Source organism: Virgibacillus sp. (genome assembly GCF_013393565.1).
GTDB classification, from domain to species: Bacteria; Bacillota; Bacilli; order Bacillales; family Amphibacillaceae; genus Virgibacillus; species Virgibacillus dokdonensis.
In genome coordinates, this window is the sequence record NZ_JABXHF010000046.1 from 15153 (window position 1) to 33570 (window position 18418).

Below are 18418 nucleotides of genomic sequence, written 5' to 3' on the forward strand. Positions count from 1 at the left end.
TAAGAAAGTATAGAATTTCAAGGTTTATAGTATAAGCAAAACGATGGAGTACTTCACCATAAAGTTTTAGAAGTTTTTCTAAAAAATAGTATAAATATTAAGTGGGGGAAATTGCTGAGGAAAGTATCCTTATTTTCCTACCTGTAGGAAATTTTTTGGTTATAGCATTTGTGAAAATAGAGTATTATCATAAGTGTATAGAAAGGTTGTGATTTATTTGCATGCAAAGCATCATCAATTAATGAACTTTCTATTAAACCAAAATGGCGCCTATGTATCCGCTACTACGTTAGCTGAATCCTTAAATGTTACTGACCGAACTATTAGAAATTATATTAAAGAAATAAATCAGAATTGCAGTGATATTACTATTATTTCATCAACACTTGGCTATGCTATAAAACAAGAACAAATCGTTCCTCATAACGATTTCGTTAACGATCAAGAAATGGAAGATGCATTATTGGATTGTCGTATTATTAAATATTTAATGAATAAGAAGGAATATACTTCTTATGACGAGATCGCGGATACGTTTTTTTATTCCCCACAAACGATAAGAAGCCGCATTCAGAAGCTAACGATGAATATTCATGCTTTAGGTCTGGATGTCCAAATTGATACTAAAGTGTTTAAAGGTATTAAAATGAATGGGTCAGAAATACAAAAAAGAGTTCTTCTTGAGAGCTTTTTCACTTCTATCTCTGTGAAAAAAGAAGTGTATAAAGATTTTGTTGTAAGCGGTTTTAACTCTTGGGTGGATGCTACTATTGTCGAAGCTGTTTTTAGAATAGTAGACATGGTTAATAAAGAGTATGAATTAAATCTTGAGTTTTCCATGTACAAGAAAATGACGATTCAACTCATTATTATCATTCACCAAATAAATCATCAACATCTCGTTGAAATAGAAAGTGAAGAATGCGGAAGTTTAGTCTCATTCAAAGAATTTGAAGTTGTTGAAACGCTTCAAAAGCACTTATGTGATTATGTGAACATAATAAATGGTGAAGTTGTTTTTTTAGTAAATTATCTCATTTCGTTGCAGTTAGACCTTGAAGAAGCGCAAATTGAACATAAAGATACAACTATTATGAGTAAGATAGAAGCTATTTTATGGCAAGTAGAGAAAGTATATGGGGTACCAACTTTTTCAGAAAGCCGTTTTAGAAGCAATATTTCCAACCATATTTATCGAATTATTTATCCAGTTTCTCATAATTTGCTTATTTATAATCCATTTGTAAAAGAAGCAAAATCACAATATTTTTTTTCATTTAGTATAGCTAGCCATATTGCCTTACTCATTGAAAAGGAGTTTTTAGTAGAAATTCAAGATAGTGAAATTGCTTATTTAGCATATCATATTCAGGTTATTCTCGACTCGCAAAGTAAAAAGAAAATCAAAACGATTATTTTATATCACAGAGGCTATGAAAGAACAAAATTACTTGCCTCTAAGATAACAACCTACTTTAATGAGTTGGATGTATGTAATGTGGAAAAATACTCGCTCGATTACGTTTTTAGCCACAATTATTTATATATTGGTATTAACCTAGTGGCTGCTCCGAAAGGCATTGAAAACCTAATTTTAATTCAAAGTGCATTTCAAAGCAGTGATATTAAAAAAATTCGTTTTTACCTTGAATCACAGAACTCCATTATTGAGCAGTCTGCTATTTATTGGCTTCAAGAAAATAGTCCTGAACAAATGATTTATCAGTTATTAAGATTAAATGATCAGGAGACTTTCTATCCATCGATTATGAAAAGAGAGCGAATATCTTATACATCGATTGGGAATTCAGTAGCCATTCCTCATCCTTATTTTGAAAAAGAAGTATTTAAGGAGAGTATCATTATTGGGGTGAATAAACAGCCGATTGTATGGGGCAATGAATTTGTGCAACTCGTTATTATCTATATACCTTCTTCTGATATAGAGCGGAATGAATATGCCTTTGCTGAATTCTTTCAAAAAACGAAGAGTATAGAGAATGTAAGGCAATTGGTTCATGCTCATTCAAAAGAAGAATTTATCAATATTTGGAATCACATATAAATTCTAAGAGGAGTGATGAAACATGTTAATGAATATGAAGGAATTGTTAGATGTAGCTTATAGAAATAAGTTTGCAGTAGGGTCTTTTAATGTAGCAAATAGCGAATTTGTAAGAGTGGTCATTGAATCCGCGGAAGAAAAACAGGCGCCAGCGATCATTCAAATTCATCCAAATGAGCTTGAATTAGTAGGGGATGATTTTCTTGCCTATGTACGCGAAAGTTGTAAAAACACAAAAGTGCCCCTAGCTATTCATTTAGATCACGGTGCTTCGGTAAAGGATGTAATGAGAGCTATTCGTAACGGATATACGTCTGTAATGATTGATGCTTCCCATGCTTCATTTGCCGATAATATAGCCATTACGAAAGAAGTTGTAAACATTGCTCATGCTGTTAATGTTTCCGTAGAGGCTGAATTAGGGACAATTGGTTCTAATGAAGGAAGTTCTGAAGGTGGAGCGGATAAAATATTGTATACCAATGCGGATGATGCCCAAACCTTTGTGGAAGAAACCGGTATTGACACGTTAGCTGTTGCTATTGGCACCTCACATGGACAATATAAACACGCAGGAAAGCCAGAATTAAAATTAGATTTACTTGCTGAGATTCATCAAAAAGTAGGGATACCTCTTGTGCTTCATGGTGGAAGCGATAATAAGGACGAGGAAATAGCCCAAACATATTTGCATGGTATTGCAAAAATTAATTTATCAACAGATATGAAAAATGCATTTTTTAAAGCGGTGCGACAATTTTTGTTGGAGAACGAAGGTGCATATGAGCCTGACGTCATCATGCCAAGTGCTCGGAAAGCTGCTAAAGAAGTAGTCAAGCATAAAATGGATTTATTTCAATCAACAAATAAAGCTCACCATTACTTCAGTTAATGAAGAGAAAGGAGGGAAATAAGATGAAACTTGTAGATATTTTAACGCCAGACAATATCTTGTTAAATCTTCAAGGTAGCCATCAAGAAGCAGTTATAGAAGATTTAATTAAGAAGTTAACGGAGTTACAACTGACAACAGATCCCGAGCGATTTAAAAAAGCAATTTATAAAAGGGAACATGAAATTTCGACTGCTGTAGGATATGGTGTAGCTATTCCCCATGCTCAATGTAAGTCAATTACGAAGCCGACCATCATAATGGGAAGGTCATTACAAGGTGTAGAGTACGGGGGGCAACATACGAATTTAATTTTTATGATCGCAGCCCCTGAGAACGCTTCAAATGAGCATTTATCCCTTTTATCAAAGCTATCAACTTTTCTTATGAGCGAAACATTTCGAGCAAAGTTAATTGTTGCCACATCAGAAAAGGATGTGATCGAAGCAATTCAACAGCAAGAGAAACTAGCAAAACCAGCTGAAAATAATGCATCTGCTAGTGGAAAATATTTGGTTGGAATAACTGCATGTATGACGGGAATTGCTCACACTTATATGGCTGCGGAATCGTTAAGAGAAGCGGCAAGACAACGAGGTATGAATGTAAAAATACAAACAAATGGCGCTAACGGACCAGAGAATAAGCTAACAACAGCGGATATTCAAGATGCAGATGCTATTGTTATTGCTCATGATGTACGGGTCGATACAACTTTATTTAGAGGAAAACGTTTTGTTGATGTTCCCGTGAAGAAGGCAATTAATCATGCCGATGAATTAATTGATCAGGCATTGTCTTACAATATTAAAGATTCAGGTGTAACGGAACAAGATATTATAGAAGAGCCTCAAACAGAAGAAAAGCCTGGTTTGAATTTCTATAAGCATATCATGAGTGGGGTTTCCTATATGATTCCATTCGTAGTTGTTGGTGGTATTTTCATCGCCATTTCGTTTATGTTTGGTATTTATGCTGCAGATCCTGAAAGTGATCAATATAATATTATTGCTCATTTCTTTAGTCAAGCTGGTGGAGAAGCTGCATTTGCTTTAATGATTCCCATTTTAGCTGGCTTTATTGGATATAGCATTGCTGATAAGCAAGGCTTGGCTCCGGCAATGATTGGGGGAATGATGGCAAGTATCGGTGGCTCTGGCTTTCTCGGTGGAATGATAGCAGGATTTGTAGGTGGTTTTGCTGCTAAATACGTTAGTAAATCAATGGCTAAAATTCCAAAATCATTTCAAGGTTTAATTTCCATTCTAGTCGTTCCGTTGATAAGTACATTTATTGTCGGTGCATTTATGTTCTTTATTTTAAATACGCCAATGTCGTTGCTCAATGAATTTTTAGAAGGTTGGTTAAAAGGGCTGACGGGCATTAATGCAGCTATGTTAGGAGCCTTATTAGCTGGAATGATGGCTTCGGATATGGGAGGACCAATTAATAAAACAGCTTCCGCATTTGGTTTAGCCATGTTTGCTGCCAATATCTTTGAACCATCTGCCGCATTAATGGTTGGCGGTATGGTACCACCAATTGGCATTGCTTTAGCTACAACCATCTTCAAAAATAGATTCTCGGTTCAAGAAGTTGAGGCAGGTAAGGCAAGTTATGTATTAGGGGCCAGTTTTATAACGGAAGGAGCAATTCCGTTTGCTGCTGCAGATCCGTTAAGAATAATCCCGGCAAATATAATTGGAGCAGCAGTTGGAGGGGCTGTATGTATGGCAATGGATATATCCTTAAAAGCTCCACACGGCGGGATCTTTGTTATTCCAATCGCTAGCAATAAACCTTTGCTTTATATCGGATGTATTTTGTTAGGTTCTATAATTACTTGCTTTATTATTGGTTTCTTAAAGAAGCCACTTTCTGAAAAAGATAGAAATAACGCGAAGCAAATGATGCATGTTATTTAAAAAGGGTCTTATTGAAGAGAAGAAGTTAAAACACTATGTAACACGTGTGCAATTTTCTTGCACACGTGTTTTTGATGCGTATAAAAACCGCGTTTCGCCAGCCTGTCTCTTTTTGGCACAATTTTTGCTTGCTTATATGTGAGGTTGCACAAATGAATGAGAGGAGGCTAGCTTGGTTGGTGCTCTCGTTTTACATACATTGTTTGAAAAAAGGATGGGCACCAATGGGGAAATGAAAGCGAAAACAAAAGGGCTGAAAGGGAAAAATCACTTATATATTTATCAAAAGGAGGAAAAGCCATGGAAAAGAAAAGGATAAACAAACTAAAAAAAATAGGTTTGATTTCATTAGCTTCATGTTTACTATTTAGTAGCAGCATTAGTAGTATAACTGTTTCTGCAAAAGAGAAATTACCTTCCATAGAACATTTTCCTAATACGTTAGATCTATCTGCACATCCAACTGCGGAAATATACGGTTCTTATTCGACCAATAAGTATAATCATTTTTCTGATTTGGGTGCATGGCATGGCTATTATTTGCCCTATTATGATGCAAAGGAATTATTTGGAGGTTTTGCTGGACCAGTAGTGATTGCAGAAGAATACCCTGTTAATTTATCAAAAGTGATGAGTAAAATTCAAATTAGCAATACAGATACGAAGCAAATGTATGATTTAAGTGATAGTAAGCATTTAGATTTCACCTATTATCCTGGACGATTAGTACAGGAATATGAGATGGATGATTTTGATTTAACATTAGAGCTTATTTTTGTTAGTAATAGAACGGCGATGATACAGACGAAAATTAAAAATAAGATGAAGCGACCATTGCGGATAAACGTTTCCTGGAATGGGGAGTTACTAAACAAAGTACAAGAAGGAAATTACACATTACATTTAGATCAAAGTCTACAACCTATGAAACAAGGGGTACAAGTTCAGTTCGCAAATATACGAGAAAAGTGGATGTATTTTGCAACGGATGAAGCAAAGTACTCTATTTATCATCATCAACCTGTTAAAACGAGCGTTGATGAAGATAGATATACAACTTCATTACGTTCGCCTGTGAAAATAAAACCAGGTAAGACGTTCACATGCCATACAACAGAAAGCTATACATTCACGAATAAGGAATGGAAAGCAGAGCAGAAAAAAGTGGAGAAATATATGAAGCAAGCCAAGAAGCATTTTAAGAAAAATGACAAGCGCTGGCAAGGGTATTTGAATGAAACTTTTAATAAAAAGGCCTTGAATCAATTTCCAGAGTACCAACATGTTGCCGTAAAGTCTATGGAAACACTTATGACAAACTGGCGCAGTCCAGCAGGCGCGATTAAGCATGATGGTATCATTCCGTCGATGTCTTATAAGTGGTTTATTGGTATGTGGGCTTGGGATTCTTGGAAACAAGCTGTTGCACTAGCAGAGTTTCACCCAGAGCTTGCAAAAAATAATATCCGTGCATTATTCGATTATCAAATTCAATCGGATGATCAAGTAAGACCGCAAGATGCTGGCGCAATTATTGATGCCATTTTTTATAATCAAGACGCATCTCGTGGAGGAGAAGGTGGAAATTGGAATGAAAGAAACTCGAAGCCACCTCTAGCGGCTTGGGCAGTCTGGAATATATATGAAAACACGAAGGACAAGAAGTTTTTAAAAGAAATGTATCCGAAATTAAAAGCGTATCATGCGTGGTGGTATACGAATAGAGACCATGATCAAAATGGCATAGCTGAATATGGCAGTACAGTAAGTGATGCAAATTGGAAAAGGGATGAAGCTGGTGGCATCATCAAAGATGAGAATGAAAAGCCTAAGCTGAACGAAGAGGCTGTTATCGAAGCGGCAGCTTGGGAGAGCGGAATGGATAATGCGACTCGTTTCGATAAAGAAGGGGTAGGCAAGGATGATCCAGGGGTTCTTGTGTTTGAAAACAAAAATCAGCACAATGATGTTATTGGTTACTCTATTAATCAGGAATCTGCTGATTTGAACGCATATTTATATGCGGAAAAAGGGTTTTTAACGTCAATGGCAAAAGAATTGAAGCAATCAAAAGATGCGAAAAAATTTACCAACGAAGCGAAAAAGATGAAAGACTATATGAAACAACATATGTTTGATAAAGAAACGGGCTTCTTTTATGATTTACAAATAAATAAAGATGGTTCTAAGAAAAAATTATTAACGAATAGAGGAAAAGGGACAGAAGGATGGATTCCATTGTGGGCGAAACTTGCAGATAAGCAGCAAGCGAAACAAGTGGTTCAAAATATGACCGATTCCAATAAGTTTAATACGTATATGCCATTTCCAACAGCTTCCAAGGATAATGTAAAATATGATCCAAATCACTATTGGCGCGGACCAGTTTGGATGGATCAAGCATTATTTGGAATAGAAGCATTACAAAATTATGATTACAATCAAGAAGCAAAGATGTTCACAGAAAAGCTGTTTAACCATGCAGAAGGTTTAATAGAAGCTGGAGCAATTCGAGAAAACTATCATCCAGAAACGGGCAAGGGATTGAGTACGAAAAACTTTAGCTGGTCAGCAGCTTCGTACTATTTATTATATAAACATACACTCGTTGACCAAACAACGACATCGCAAACAGCTTTTCCAGTGGGGAAATAAAGGCGTTAAGGAGCAGATAATTAAATTTCTGCTCCTTCTTCATCGTATACCGGTTGTCAAAATTGTAGTGCTGCATATTTTTTTTGCACTATAGGAAATAGTAAAATTTTTAGGGTTTATCGTATAAGAAAAACGACGGCGTTCTATGGTCATAAAGATTTTGGCAAAAGCCAAGTTTTTCTAACAGGATAAGAAAGTTTAAAATGAAGTGCTTGGGATAATGAAATAACTGAATAGCTACGTCCAATTCTATCGCTCAACAACGAGGCGACTTCACTTCATTGCCCTAAGATAAGTCATCATCGGTTCGTTACCTCACCGTGATTCTCCTTTATCTCGGTTGATTTGTTCCATTTGCTACGTTGCTAAACGGGCACTTGTGTCTTTGTTTTGAAAAGTTACCATGCCTTTCACACATTATTTTTCATGAATGTCTGGCGAGCCCATTTTCAAATGCTTGTAAATGATTTAAGGAGGCATTTCGTAACTGAGAGAAAACAGTTTGCATATCGGCTGGAATAGTATACGTTAAAAATTTTTCATACATAGAAATATTATCTATTTCCCCTTCTACGCCTTGAGCATAGGCAGCTTTTATATTATTTGGGGTGGTTACGAACTTTGCGGATGCGTCTTCCGGTATGGCAACTTGATAACGGTCAAATAACGTTAGTAAGGCTTCGATATGCCGCTTTTCTGCTTCTTGAATTTGTGCGAATGTACGAATATAGCCAAATGTCTCTAAAATCGTATTGTATCTGGCTTGAGCCAAATACTCGTCTTGCAGTGCGTAAGTGAGCATGGATATCAATGTGAGATTAGGGTCATTCAGTGCCCCTTTAGCGCCATAGTTTTCGTTTTGACGATAGCAACTTGGTGGCTTTTTTGATGTGGAATGTAGTAAATATAAAAACCATACCGCGTGATTTTGTTCATCGGCAGCGGCACGTCGGAATCGTTCTTTTATATACTGATCTTCAGCTTGATCTGCTATGTCTAAATAAAAATCCACGGCTCCTTGCTCATCTTTAAATGCAAATGCAATGCCTGCATCATAGTTGTCTGGGCAAGATTCGGTAATTTGATAAGTCGGTTGTTTATGCGTTAATCTCGTATAGATATGTGTAAATGTTTCTAAGTGGCGCTTTTCGTCTTGTTGTATTTCCAAGATCTGTTGTTTTGCAAAGGAAGTTGGCGCTAAAGACGCTAATTTTTCATAGCAGGCTATTGCACTGTACTCTGCGTGAATGGCTGTCTGGATTTGATTCATCAGATGTGTTTGATTTGCTGGTCGATTGTATTGGGCAGGCAAATGATAATTATCATAATTTGGTTGCATGATATGGTCCTCCTTCTATCTTCATACTGTCATAGTATATGTTGTGAAAATAGGCGGAGTGCAGGACTGTTGTTCAAATTATTAAAGATGCTGGCGTATAGTTGGTAAGTTTATTTCGCGTATATAAGGCACTGTAAGACTCCCATTTCAAAAATGGAAAGATGCTGAGCAACAAGTATAACCGGGAGATAACAGCTACTAAATATGCAATTCGCTCATCTAAACAAAATCCTTGGGGGATGAACAAAAAACTCCCCCAAGGATTGAAAATTCCCTTTATATAAAGCATGAAAATGCATTAAATTGAAGCTTCATAGATCGATTTAACCGCTTGTTGCAATGCTTGGTTAAATTCTTCATCTGTCTGGCTAACATTTAAATCTTGGCTAAGTGCACGAGAGAAGCTGGCAATTAATCCATCATTTTCTTTTAGTTTGGCATTTGCTTCATCTCTTGAGTAACCACCTGATAACGCAACAACACGCACAACATTTGGATGATCGATAAGCACTTTATACAAGTTTGGTACAGTAGGGATAGTTAATTTTAGCATCACGAATTCATCTTTCGTTAAGTTATTTAAATGTTTGAGAATTTCGACTTTTAACATTTGCTCGCATTTTTCTTTTTCTGGGCTGTTTATGTCTACCTCTGGCTCAATAATTGGAACTAAACCAGCAGCGATAATTTGTTTACCAACCTCAAATTGTTGATCTACGACAGCTTTAATTCCTTCCGCATTTGCTTCTTTGATCACAGAGCGCATTTTTGTACCGAATATGTGGCGTTCGTTTGCCCGTTTTAATGTTTCGTCAAGGTCTGTAATAGGCTTCATTAATTGGACGCCATTTGTTTCCTCAGCAAGTCCTTTGTCTACTTTTAGAAAGGGTACAATCCCTTTTTTCTCAGCTAAGTAATCGCCTGTATACATTCCTTCAATTTTACGATCCATTGTTTGTTCAAATAAAATAGCCCCTAAAATGTAATTTGAATCAAATGCAGGCGATGTAATGATTCGTGTACGCATTTCGTGTACTAAATCAAACATTTCATCTTTGTTGGAATAAGCGTCTTCAGAAATTCCGTAAGCAGCTAATGCTTTTGGAGTACTGCCCCCACTTTGATCCAGTGCGGCAATAAAACCTTTGCCGTTTTTCATTTTTTCAAATTGTTGTTGCATGATTTCCACTCCTTTTTAGTAATAGTGCTAGCTTCTTCAGCTCAGAACGAATTATACATAAGAAGGTGACAGAAGCAACAGATTTTAGTGACTGTCCAATCTGGGGAATATAACCTTTGATTTCAAAGGTTCCGTATTAAATAAATGTCTGCCACAAGTAGCTTTTTTTACGATAGACATGCTCTACAACGCAAAAAGCCAGCTTCATTTAAATGAACAGCTCATCTACTATTATTGTAGCACTTACAACAAAAAGGATATAGTTTAACGCATGAAAATGAATTCATTTTACATTAAATCTCTTAGTAATCGTGTTTTGTATGTTGCATAAACGCTTTGTAAGTTTGTGAGCCCCGACTTATAGCATGTATGATACAATAATAGAAAAATAAGAACAATAAGTATCCAATAATTTAAAGTTTAATATAGAAGTTATTCGAGTAAAATAATGATTTAAAAGCAGTATCTAAACGGAGGGGGATACATATGAAAATAAACAATATATTTTGCGTTGGACGTAATTATGCAGATCATGCCGTTGAGTTAGGGAACGATATACCAGAAAAACCCTTGATTTTTTCAAAACCTACCAACTCCTTGGTAATTGCTGATGGCACTCCTATTGATTTTCCAGCTAACCAAGGCGAAATCCATCATGAATTAGAGATTATTTTATATGTTGGCAAAGATGTTTCAGCAGGAGATAAAGTGGATGATGTAGTGGCAAGAATGGCTTTAGGAATTGATTTAACGTTGCGCGATGTGCAAACAGAACTGAAAAAGAAAGGGCATCCATGGCTTCTGGCAAAGGGGTTTAAAAATGCGGCGGTGTATACGAATTTCTGGGATTTTCCTGGACAAACAGCTTGTTTAGAAAAAGATTTCACCTTATTACGTGATCAAGAGATAGTGCAGACAGGAAATAGTGCTTCCATGATTTTTCCATTTCAAGCAATTATCGATTACTTACAAGCAAATTTTGGTTTAAAAGAAGGGGATGTTATTTATACAGGCACACCTGAAGGAGTCGGGCCAATTCATCATGGTGAAACGTATGCATTGAAATGGGGCGAAGAAGTAAAGGGAAGCTTTCGTGTACGATAGGAAACCATAAGCAGATCTTGCCAGCTCATTATTTTGAACTGGCAAGCTTGTTTTCCATTCTTACTTTTTAGGGACTATCGTATAAACAAAATGTACGGCTTTCGCTATAAAGCCTGTTTTCTTAGTGAGATTTCTCCGCTTTACTCATCTAAAAATATTTCTTCCAGAGAAGGCTCATCTACGTCTACGCGATAAATATCTATGTTGTATTTACCAAGTGCGCGAATTATTTCCGCAATCTTTTTTTCACTCGCAACATGAATCGTAAACTGGGAAGTTTTCATTTCTAGCTGTGTGCCTGTTAAAGTGAGCCATTGTTCGAGTGTTGGTAAATGAGTAGAGCGGATTGGTGAATGCTTAATAGTTACAGTAATGGTAGATTGATAGTATGCACGTAATTCATCCATGGAGCCGATCTTGCCTATTTTTCCGTCTTTCATAATAGCGATACGGGAACATATTTTTTCTACTTCATCTAAGTTGTGTGACGTCATAAAAATAGTTTTTCCTTGTTGATGTAATTGTTGAATTAAATGATGAATGTGAATAACCGATTCCGCATCAAGTCCGGACGTTGGTTCGTCAAGGAAGATAAGTTGCGGATCATGAATGATTGCTTGAGCAATAGCAAGTTTCTTTTTCATCCCAAATGAAAATTTGCCCACTTTTTTATGTGCATGTTCTTCAAGCCCAACAAGTTTTAATATGTCCATACAACGTTCATCAGATACAGGCTTTTCAGAAACAGCTGCTAAAAACTTCAAATGTTTCATCGCAGTCATAGAAGCATATAAAGCAGAGTAATCGGGCATGACGCCAATCTGCTTTTTTATGTCATCATTCGGGCCTTGTACGTCTAAAAGAGAGTACGATCCCGAACTAGGTTGGATGATCCCTGTTAGCATATTAATAAAAGTCGATTTTCCCGCACCATTGCGACCTAAAAAACCTAATATTTCTCCTGATTTCACTTGCAAGTCAATCTGATCGACAACCTTGTTTTTTCCAAAGGTTTTCGTTAACTGCTTTGTTTCAATAGCAAACATCTAGCATTCCCTCCTTTTAAATATTGCTATTGCAATAAATAAGATAACACCGACTAATAATAAAATCCCAACAAAATAGAAATTACGATCATTTATATAATAGAAGGGAAGTAGATATTTCATCCAGCTTACCCAAGGATTGGAAGTGAATACAGTCCAAGAATTAAAAATAGGAAATGCTATTCCAAGTACAATACTAAGAAACATGGTAAAGCCTGGTTTCGGGATGAGTACAGATAATAAAATAGTAAGAGCAAGATAATACGCAACCAAGCTTGTAGCCTGGAATAAAGTAATCATGTCAAATTTATGTACAAATATGCTAATGACCAAGAAGGAAGTAACTAAGCAAACGATCCAAAAAAACCAAATACCTACAAACTTTCCAATAATGATGGCAGAGCGTGAAGTACGTGTCACTAAAAAACGAATGGTACGCTCATGAATTTCACGATTCATCGTATCGTGTGATAGTCCCATAACAAATAGCATACCAAATATTATTAAGAGTCCGGAAATGGCAATTGTGTGAATGACTTCTAGTTCTTCAGCCGTAAAATCAATATTTGCAGATAATAGCAAATCGGAAAATTTGCCTGAATAATAGGCGGTAATTAAAAATATAGCGATGATAATAATTGGTTTAATTCCTTTAAAAGATTCAATAAACTCTCTTTTGCTAATGGCAAGCATGATTTCTCCTCCTCATTCCAATGTAAGGTTCCGTTCAAAGCGTACTAGCTCAAAACATGAGCATTCCACTTTAGTGTACTTTTTGAACAACCTCTGTAAATCTATTATAAATAGCCAACCTTAACGTGAAGCAACTAGCACCTTAATTTTTCCTTAATTGATCTATGTTTTGTTTAAGGCGATGGTATGATAAAGAATAGATAAAGTGAATCAATATTTAGACGGGCTTTTATCCAATCGTGGTTAAATGCTGTTATCTTCTATGGAGACTTGTCCAGCTGTAACTGCCACATCTTGCACTATTTTGTTTATAGTATAAGAAAAACTACGGCAATTGTCTAAAAACTTTGATAAAAGGCCAAGTTCTAAACAGGTTCTATATATCTATCATAAAACTGCTGTTAGGAGTGTTTTTATGCAACATTCTCCGTTATTAATTGTGGACGATGAACAAGCCATATTACAAATGCTACAAACTATATTAAGTAAAGAAGGATTCACCCATATTGATGTTACAAAGACGGCTGAAGGGGCTATCCAACTGTGTAAAAGTAAGCAATACGACGTCATTCTATTAGATGTCATGCTGCCTGGGGAGGATGGTTTTGATGTCTGCCCTAAAATTAGAGCTATTTCCGATGCAACTATTTTCTTTTTAACAGCTCGGACGTCCGATTTGGATAAGCTATCTGGCTTTGCGGTAGGAGCGGATGATTATATTACGAAACCGTTCAATCCACTTGAAGTCGTCGCTCGGATAAAGGCGCACTTGCGGAGAAAGCAAGGTCGAACGGCTCACCGTCAAAAAACGTATTATGATGATGGGAATATACGGATCAACACGCTGTCTGCTGAAGTGATGCTGAAAGGGAAAAAAGTTACATTGCCAGCACAAGTTTATCAATTGTTATTATTTTTTTGTCAGCACCCGAATCAAGTGTTTAGTAAAAGCCAGCTTTATGAGCAAGTTTGGGGCGAGGAGTATTTAGGGGAAGATAATACCGTCATGGTACATATACGTAAATTAAGGGAACAAATAGAAGGAAATCCAAGTAAGCCTTGCTATGTAATTACCGTGAGAGGGCTTGGTTATAAATTTATACCAGATGGTGGATCGCATGCAAATACATAGAAGATTTATAGTCCAATTGCTCTTGCAATTACTGATGCTGTTTGTATTTGCGTTTGTACTCAACATAACGATATTTATCTTAATCTCCTATTTCACAGAACAAACAGAGTCAGTGGAAGATCTGACAAAGGCTAGTGATCTATTTATTGAAAATCGTGTAGAAGTAGAAGCAGGAACGGCCGAGATCGAACAGGGGTTAAAAATACGAGTGGAAGAACAAGATGGTTGGCTTGCTGTTTTAACAGAAGAAGGCAAAGTAATTGGTTCTCATAACACCCCTCCAAGCTTGAAAGGTAAACGTATGGAAACGTTATTGTATTCCGAAGACAATAATATAAGTACATACTGGGTATGGGGAGAATTTGCAGAAAAGCAGTACTATGTCGTATTTGGCAAACATAACTGGCAAAAAAATATCATGCAAGAAATAAAAGAAAATATAAGCTGGAAGAATCAAAAGTTAGAGCTTTTAGGGTCGGTAAAAACGAAACTGGATAAGATAGATGGTTGGGCGTTACTTGTGGATTATACTGGAAAGACATTGGACAGTTATGGGAAAGATGCTCCAACATCTTATCCGACAAAAGATTTAATTGCTATCGAAGCGGATCAAAAATGGAGTCATGCGAAAAGTTATTTTCATGAGCCTTCTCGACTTACTTTAATTGTTGGGGAAGAGCCAACCTCCTCTTCTAGCCTTGCAGGAAACATGGAGGGGAAGATTAGTAATAGTGTCATTGTAGTGGCTGTTTTCGTTATCTTGTTTTTGTTATTGGCCACTTACTGGTATGCACACAAATTTAGCTCCCCATTACTTATGTTTATAAGGTGGCTTCAAAATCTTGGACATGGCAGCTACGAGCAACCAGTACATCCAAGAACAGGACAACCTATGTTGTTCAATAAATATGGTGACATAAAAAGAAAGTATCGACTTTATAAAGATCTATTCTTTACGTTAACACAATTAACGGATATTCTACGGGAAAGAGATGTAGAACGAAGACGTATATCCCGGTCAAGGGAAGAATGGGTGAGTGGTATCTCTCACGATTTAAAAACACCGTTGGCCTCTATACAAGGATATGCGAACATGATGGAGTCTGATGCGTATTCTTGGAATGAAGCTGAAATAAGAGAATTTGCCTCTGTAATAAGCAAAAAATCAACGTATATGAAAGATCTGATTGAAGATTTAAACATAACATATCAATTAAAAAACCGAGAATTGCCGATTACAAAAGAGTGCACAGACATGAACGAATGTATTCGTAGAACAATTCTTCAGTTTATGAACAATAAGTTGTATGCTGATAAGGAACTTCGCTTTCAACCATCTCATAACGAGATTATCGGTTTCATTGACCGTAAATGGTTTCAGCGAATTATGGATAATGTCATAGCAAATGCAATCAAATATAACCCTGCAGGGACAATTATTACCATATCCACCGAGTTGATCGAGCAGCATGTAATGGTGATTAAGATTGTAGATAATGGTGTGGGCATGGATAACCAAACCGTCAACCACTTATTTACCCGTTATTATCGAGGTACGAATACCACCGAAACAGATAGCGGAACAGGTCTTGGTATGGCGATTTCCAAACAATTGATTGCACTACACAATGGATCGATTCGGGTGCAAAGTAAGCCTGGAGAGGGGACGGTAATTCGTATTTTATTGCCTTTGAGTTAGGAATAGGTCTCTTTATCATTAGCGAACAAGGTAGTAACATTAAATGATGTATTTATAAACAGTTAAGCAGTTACATTTAATGTTACAGGTCCTTGCTTCTTATAAACCACAAGCCTAACTTTTTTGGAACATCATTAATTCTTCTCTTCTTATAAAATTTCTCCCCCGTGCTTTTGTCTTTCTTCACGAATTCTAATCAAATAATCTTTTAACATTTTTGCTTCTTCTTTCGTTATGTCAGATAGAAAATTTAAATGCTCTTCTTCGCCAAAGGCTAGGTAGGATGGCTTCACACAATAAAATTTTGCTAGTTTTTTTATCATGTCAGGGTTAGGAGTTCGATTTCCCTTTTCGTAACGGGATAAATTAACACTAGAAATTCCTATCAGTTTTGCTGCCTCCTTTTGACCTAGATTTTCTAATTTTCTTAATTGAACGAGTCTTTTTCCAATATCATCCAAAATGCTCACCTCTTTTACCAGTTTGGTAATTTACTGCTTGACATGATCAAGAAAAAAAGCTATTATAAAATTAATTACCAAGTTGGTAATTGGTTTTTGGGAATGTGGACGGTTCCTTGCTTATTGTGCCTAGAATAAGAATGTTTTTATATCACTTAGGTATGCCCAATATGCTTCTAATTTAGAAAGTAAAAATTTTAGGTTTTATCGTATAAACAAAATGATGGCTTTTCCAATGAAGCTTTGGCGTTAAGTCAAGTTTTTCTAACATTTGATAATTTAAAAAAAGGCCGTCGCATATTGCGAGATTGAATATAAATTCAACCTTATAAAGAATGCAAATTTTTACTTTTACTTACAATTTTGACGCTAAATCAAGTCTACCTTAAACTATGTAAAACATTTGCTCATACAACTAATAAGAACAGCAATAGAACTTAGAGCTTGTGGTATGAACGGGGCTTTAAGTACGTTTTAGTTCATTAAATATGCTCATTCGATTTACCTTATAGATGATCTTTTTCTTATGTCGACTTGAAACAATAATAACACTATTTATTATGTCACAATGACTATTTCAGATTTTGTGTTCTTCATAATTTATTGTTTGTAAAGACAACGAAAATGAACAATTATTGAAAGCGCTATCTTATATGATGAACGATAAGGAAAACGATGCGTTATTCCTTACTTTCACTTGCGCCGTGGGAAAGTGTAAAACTTTTAGGATTTATCGTATAAGCACAAAACATCGGTATTTCATCGCCATAAAGACATCGCAAGCTTTTCTAAAATAAAATTTTCAAGTGTACTGGACGAGTTGAAATGAAACATACTAAATGAGCTTTTACAATATATAAAAGTAAATAAGGGTCTATCGTATAAAGAATTGGCAATAAGTCAAGTTTTTATAATGATACGACAAGCAGTGAGGAAGGGGATTAAAAAACTCCTGTTGATTGAAAATTCACTTTACACTTCTACATAGTTATGGGGGTGGCATACTAGTATGAAAGTGAAAGAAACAATAGACTATAGTCAATTTGAATTTTTATCGTATTTTACGAGAGCGGAATTATTTGATTTAGAGAACTTTCTGTTTTTAAGAACATATAAAAAGAACCAATTATTATTTATGGAGGGTGATCCTAGAGAGAGGATTTATTTTTTAAAGGAAGGGTTTGTAAAATTAGAAAAAGTTAGTTCGGATGGAACCATGCTTTATGTTGACTATGTAAGAGCATATAATATGTTTCCGTACGGTGGTTTTTTTAAAGATAATTTCTATCATTTCTCAGCATCTGCTCTAACGAATATCGTTGTATATTATATCCCCACAAGAATTTTAGAAGAAAAGGCAATGTATAATACGAAGCAAATTTTCGCTATCATTCATCATTTATCAAAAATATTGGAATATCATGAAAATCGCCTCCAAACTTTAACTACTTCAAACGTAAGAGATAGGGTAGAGCAGTCTCTAGCATGTTTGATCAAAGATTTTGGTTATAAGAATAACGGGAGATGGATTATCGATTTACCAATGACGTTAACGGAGTTGTCGAAATTAACAGGTGCGTCTCGTGAAACTGTTTCGCATATTTATAATGATTTAAAAAAATCAGGTATTCTTATATTGGAGGACAGGCGTTTTATTATATATGATAGAGATTATTTTGCCGTGTAGGAAACCAGTATGGCTGTTCATGAGCGAACACCTTTTTATCTCGGATAATATGGTGTTGCAAGTTTCCAGCTACGATAATGAGAAGTTGTTATTTGGTGAAGGCTAGGAAGGAGTAGCACTTTATTTTTTTTCGTTTAGATGGCTTTAGGTCATATCTTTGCACTATAGGAAAGTATGAAAGTTTAAAGGTTTATAGTATAAGAAAAACTACGCCTTTCACCATAAGGACTTGGAGACATTCTAAGTTTTTCTAATAAAAACAATGAGCGATTACATTTATATGTGATCTATTGAACAAATAGGGAGGGAAGGAAAATGAATATTCTACGGGAAGCGGAAGATGTAATAAGAAATGTAATACAGCAAGCGGTTTTAAAAACGGAGTGGATAGAGAAAATATCGGATGTTCCTCCAATTGTCTTAGAAAAGCCAAACAATGAACAGCACGGTGATTACGCAACGAATATTGCTATGCAACTGACAAAAATGGCAAAGCAATCGCCAAGGCAAATCGCCCAAGCTATTGTCGACCACATCGAT

Annotated in this window: 13 protein-coding genes and 1 pseudogene; 9 read left to right on the forward strand and 5 right to left on the reverse strand. The window is 35.9% G+C overall.

Annotation, left to right across the window (positions count from 1 at the left end):
* Nucleotides 1–208 precede the first annotated feature (208 nt).
* The 4 genes from HLX49_RS10875 (at nucleotide 209) to ygjK (ending at nucleotide 7537) form a co-directional block, all read left to right on the forward strand.
* Nucleotides 209–2065 carry a BglG family transcription antiterminator gene (locus HLX49_RS10875; protein ID WP_296361853.1) on the forward strand — a complete coding sequence of 619 codons (1857 nt, stop codon included), beginning with the start codon at nucleotides 209–211 and terminating at the stop codon, nucleotides 2063–2065.
* Between the two features lie 22 nt (nucleotides 2066–2087).
* A complete protein-coding gene (locus HLX49_RS10880; RefSeq protein WP_296361856.1) occupies nucleotides 2088–2957 on the forward strand; it encodes a ketose-bisphosphate aldolase in 870 nt (289 codons plus the stop codon).
* Between the two features lie 23 nt (nucleotides 2958–2980).
* On the forward strand, nucleotides 2981–4882 hold the full coding sequence (locus HLX49_RS10885; protein ID WP_296361858.1) for a PTS fructose transporter subunit IIABC: 1902 nt from the start codon (nucleotides 2981–2983) through the stop codon (nucleotides 4880–4882).
* 300 nt (nucleotides 4883–5182) lie between these two features.
* Nucleotides 5183–7537 (forward strand): alpha-glucosidase, encoded by a 2355-nt coding sequence (gene ygjK, locus HLX49_RS10890; protein ID WP_296361859.1) that lies wholly within the window; start codon nucleotides 5183–5185, stop codon nucleotides 7535–7537.
* Between the two features lie 424 nt (nucleotides 7538–7961).
* Here ygjK and HLX49_RS10895 read toward each other — a convergent pair whose 3' ends face one another.
* Together HLX49_RS10895 and HLX49_RS10900 are read right to left on the reverse strand one after the other, a co-directional pair.
* The gene (locus HLX49_RS10895; RefSeq protein ID WP_296361861.1) at nucleotides 7962–8876 is read right to left on the reverse strand and encodes a ferritin family protein; all 915 of its coding nucleotides are present in this window, start codon (nucleotides 8874–8876) and stop codon (nucleotides 7962–7964) included.
* Nucleotides 8877–9174: 298 nt separating this feature from the next.
* The gene (locus HLX49_RS10900; protein WP_077702139.1) at nucleotides 9175–10059 is read right to left on the reverse strand and encodes a fructose bisphosphate aldolase; all 885 of its coding nucleotides are present in this window, start codon (nucleotides 10057–10059) and stop codon (nucleotides 9175–9177) included.
* A 483-nt stretch (nucleotides 10060–10542) separates the two neighbouring features.
* Between HLX49_RS10900 and HLX49_RS10905 the strand changes: the two genes are divergently transcribed.
* On the forward strand, nucleotides 10543–11160 hold the full coding sequence (locus tag HLX49_RS10905) for a fumarylacetoacetate hydrolase family protein (RefSeq protein ID WP_296361863.1): 618 nt from the start codon (nucleotides 10543–10545) through the stop codon (nucleotides 11158–11160).
* Between the two features lie 140 nt (nucleotides 11161–11300).
* On the opposite strand, the gene HLX49_RS10910 is transcribed toward HLX49_RS10905, so the two are convergent.
* On the reverse strand, nucleotides 11301–12206 hold the full coding sequence (locus HLX49_RS10910) for an ABC transporter ATP-binding protein (RefSeq protein ID WP_296361864.1): 906 nt from the start codon (nucleotides 12204–12206) through the stop codon (nucleotides 11301–11303).
* Nucleotides 12207–12899 (reverse strand): ABC transporter permease, encoded by a 693-nt coding sequence (locus HLX49_RS10915; RefSeq protein WP_077701864.1) that lies wholly within the window; start codon nucleotides 12897–12899, stop codon nucleotides 12207–12209. It abuts the gene before it with no gap.
* A gap of 415 nt (nucleotides 12900–13314) precedes the next feature.
* On the opposite strand from HLX49_RS10915, the gene HLX49_RS10920 reads away from it, so the two are divergent.
* Nucleotides 13315–14031, forward strand: coding sequence for a response regulator transcription factor (locus HLX49_RS10920; protein ID WP_077701863.1), 717 nt, complete (start codon nucleotides 13315–13317; stop codon nucleotides 14029–14031).
* Nucleotides 14032–14053: 22 nt separating this feature from the next.
* Nucleotides 14054–15730, forward strand: a complete 1677-nt coding sequence (locus HLX49_RS10925; protein ID WP_296361871.1) for a sensor histidine kinase — start codon at nucleotides 14054–14056, stop codon at nucleotides 15728–15730.
* Between the two features lie 149 nt (nucleotides 15731–15879).
* Here HLX49_RS10925 and HLX49_RS10930 read toward each other — a convergent pair whose 3' ends face one another.
* Complete coding sequence (locus HLX49_RS10930; RefSeq protein ID WP_176087245.1) at nucleotides 15880–16191, reverse strand: helix-turn-helix domain-containing protein; 312 nt, start codon at nucleotides 16189–16191, stop codon at nucleotides 15880–15882.
* A gap of 1009 nt (nucleotides 16192–17200) precedes the next feature.
* Between HLX49_RS10930 and HLX49_RS10935 the strand changes: the two genes are divergently transcribed.
* Together HLX49_RS10935 and argS are read left to right on the forward strand one after the other, a co-directional pair.
* A complete protein-coding gene (locus tag HLX49_RS10935; RefSeq protein ID WP_077701860.1) occupies nucleotides 17201–17878 on the forward strand; it encodes a Crp/Fnr family transcriptional regulator in 678 nt (225 codons plus the stop codon).
* Nucleotides 17879–18193: 315 nt separating this feature from the next.
* Nucleotides 18194–18418 (forward strand): annotated as a pseudogene (argS, locus tag HLX49_RS10940) (arginine--tRNA ligase); the annotation flags it as partial.

Excerpts from the sequence above, each read along its gene's own strand:
- HLX49_RS10885 (WP_296361858.1), top strand. The coding sequence starts at position 2,981 with ATGAAACTTGTAGATATTTTAACGCCAGACAATATCTTGTTAAATCTT.
- HLX49_RS10910 (WP_296361864.1), bottom strand. The coding sequence starts at position 12,206 with ATGTTTGCTATTGAAACAAAGCAGTTAACGAAAACCTTTGGAAAAAAC.
- HLX49_RS10905 (WP_296361863.1), top strand. The coding sequence starts at position 10,543 with ATGAAAATAAACAATATATTTTGCGTTGGACGTAATTATGCAGATCAT.
- HLX49_RS10915 (WP_077701864.1), bottom strand. The coding sequence starts at position 12,899 with ATGCTTGCCATTAGCAAAAGAGAGTTTATTGAATCTTTTAAAGGAATT.
- HLX49_RS10880 (WP_296361856.1), top strand. The coding sequence starts at position 2,088 with ATGTTAATGAATATGAAGGAATTGTTAGATGTAGCTTATAGAAATAAG.
- ygjK (WP_296361859.1), top strand. The coding sequence starts at position 5,183 with ATGGAAAAGAAAAGGATAAACAAACTAAAAAAAATAGGTTTGATTTCA.
- HLX49_RS10895 (WP_296361861.1), bottom strand. The coding sequence starts at position 8,876 with ATGCAACCAAATTATGATAATTATCATTTGCCTGCCCAATACAATCGA.
- HLX49_RS10920 (WP_077701863.1), top strand. The coding sequence starts at position 13,315 with ATGCAACATTCTCCGTTATTAATTGTGGACGATGAACAAGCCATATTA.
- HLX49_RS10935 (WP_077701860.1), top strand. The coding sequence starts at position 17,201 with ATGAAAGTGAAAGAAACAATAGACTATAGTCAATTTGAATTTTTATCG.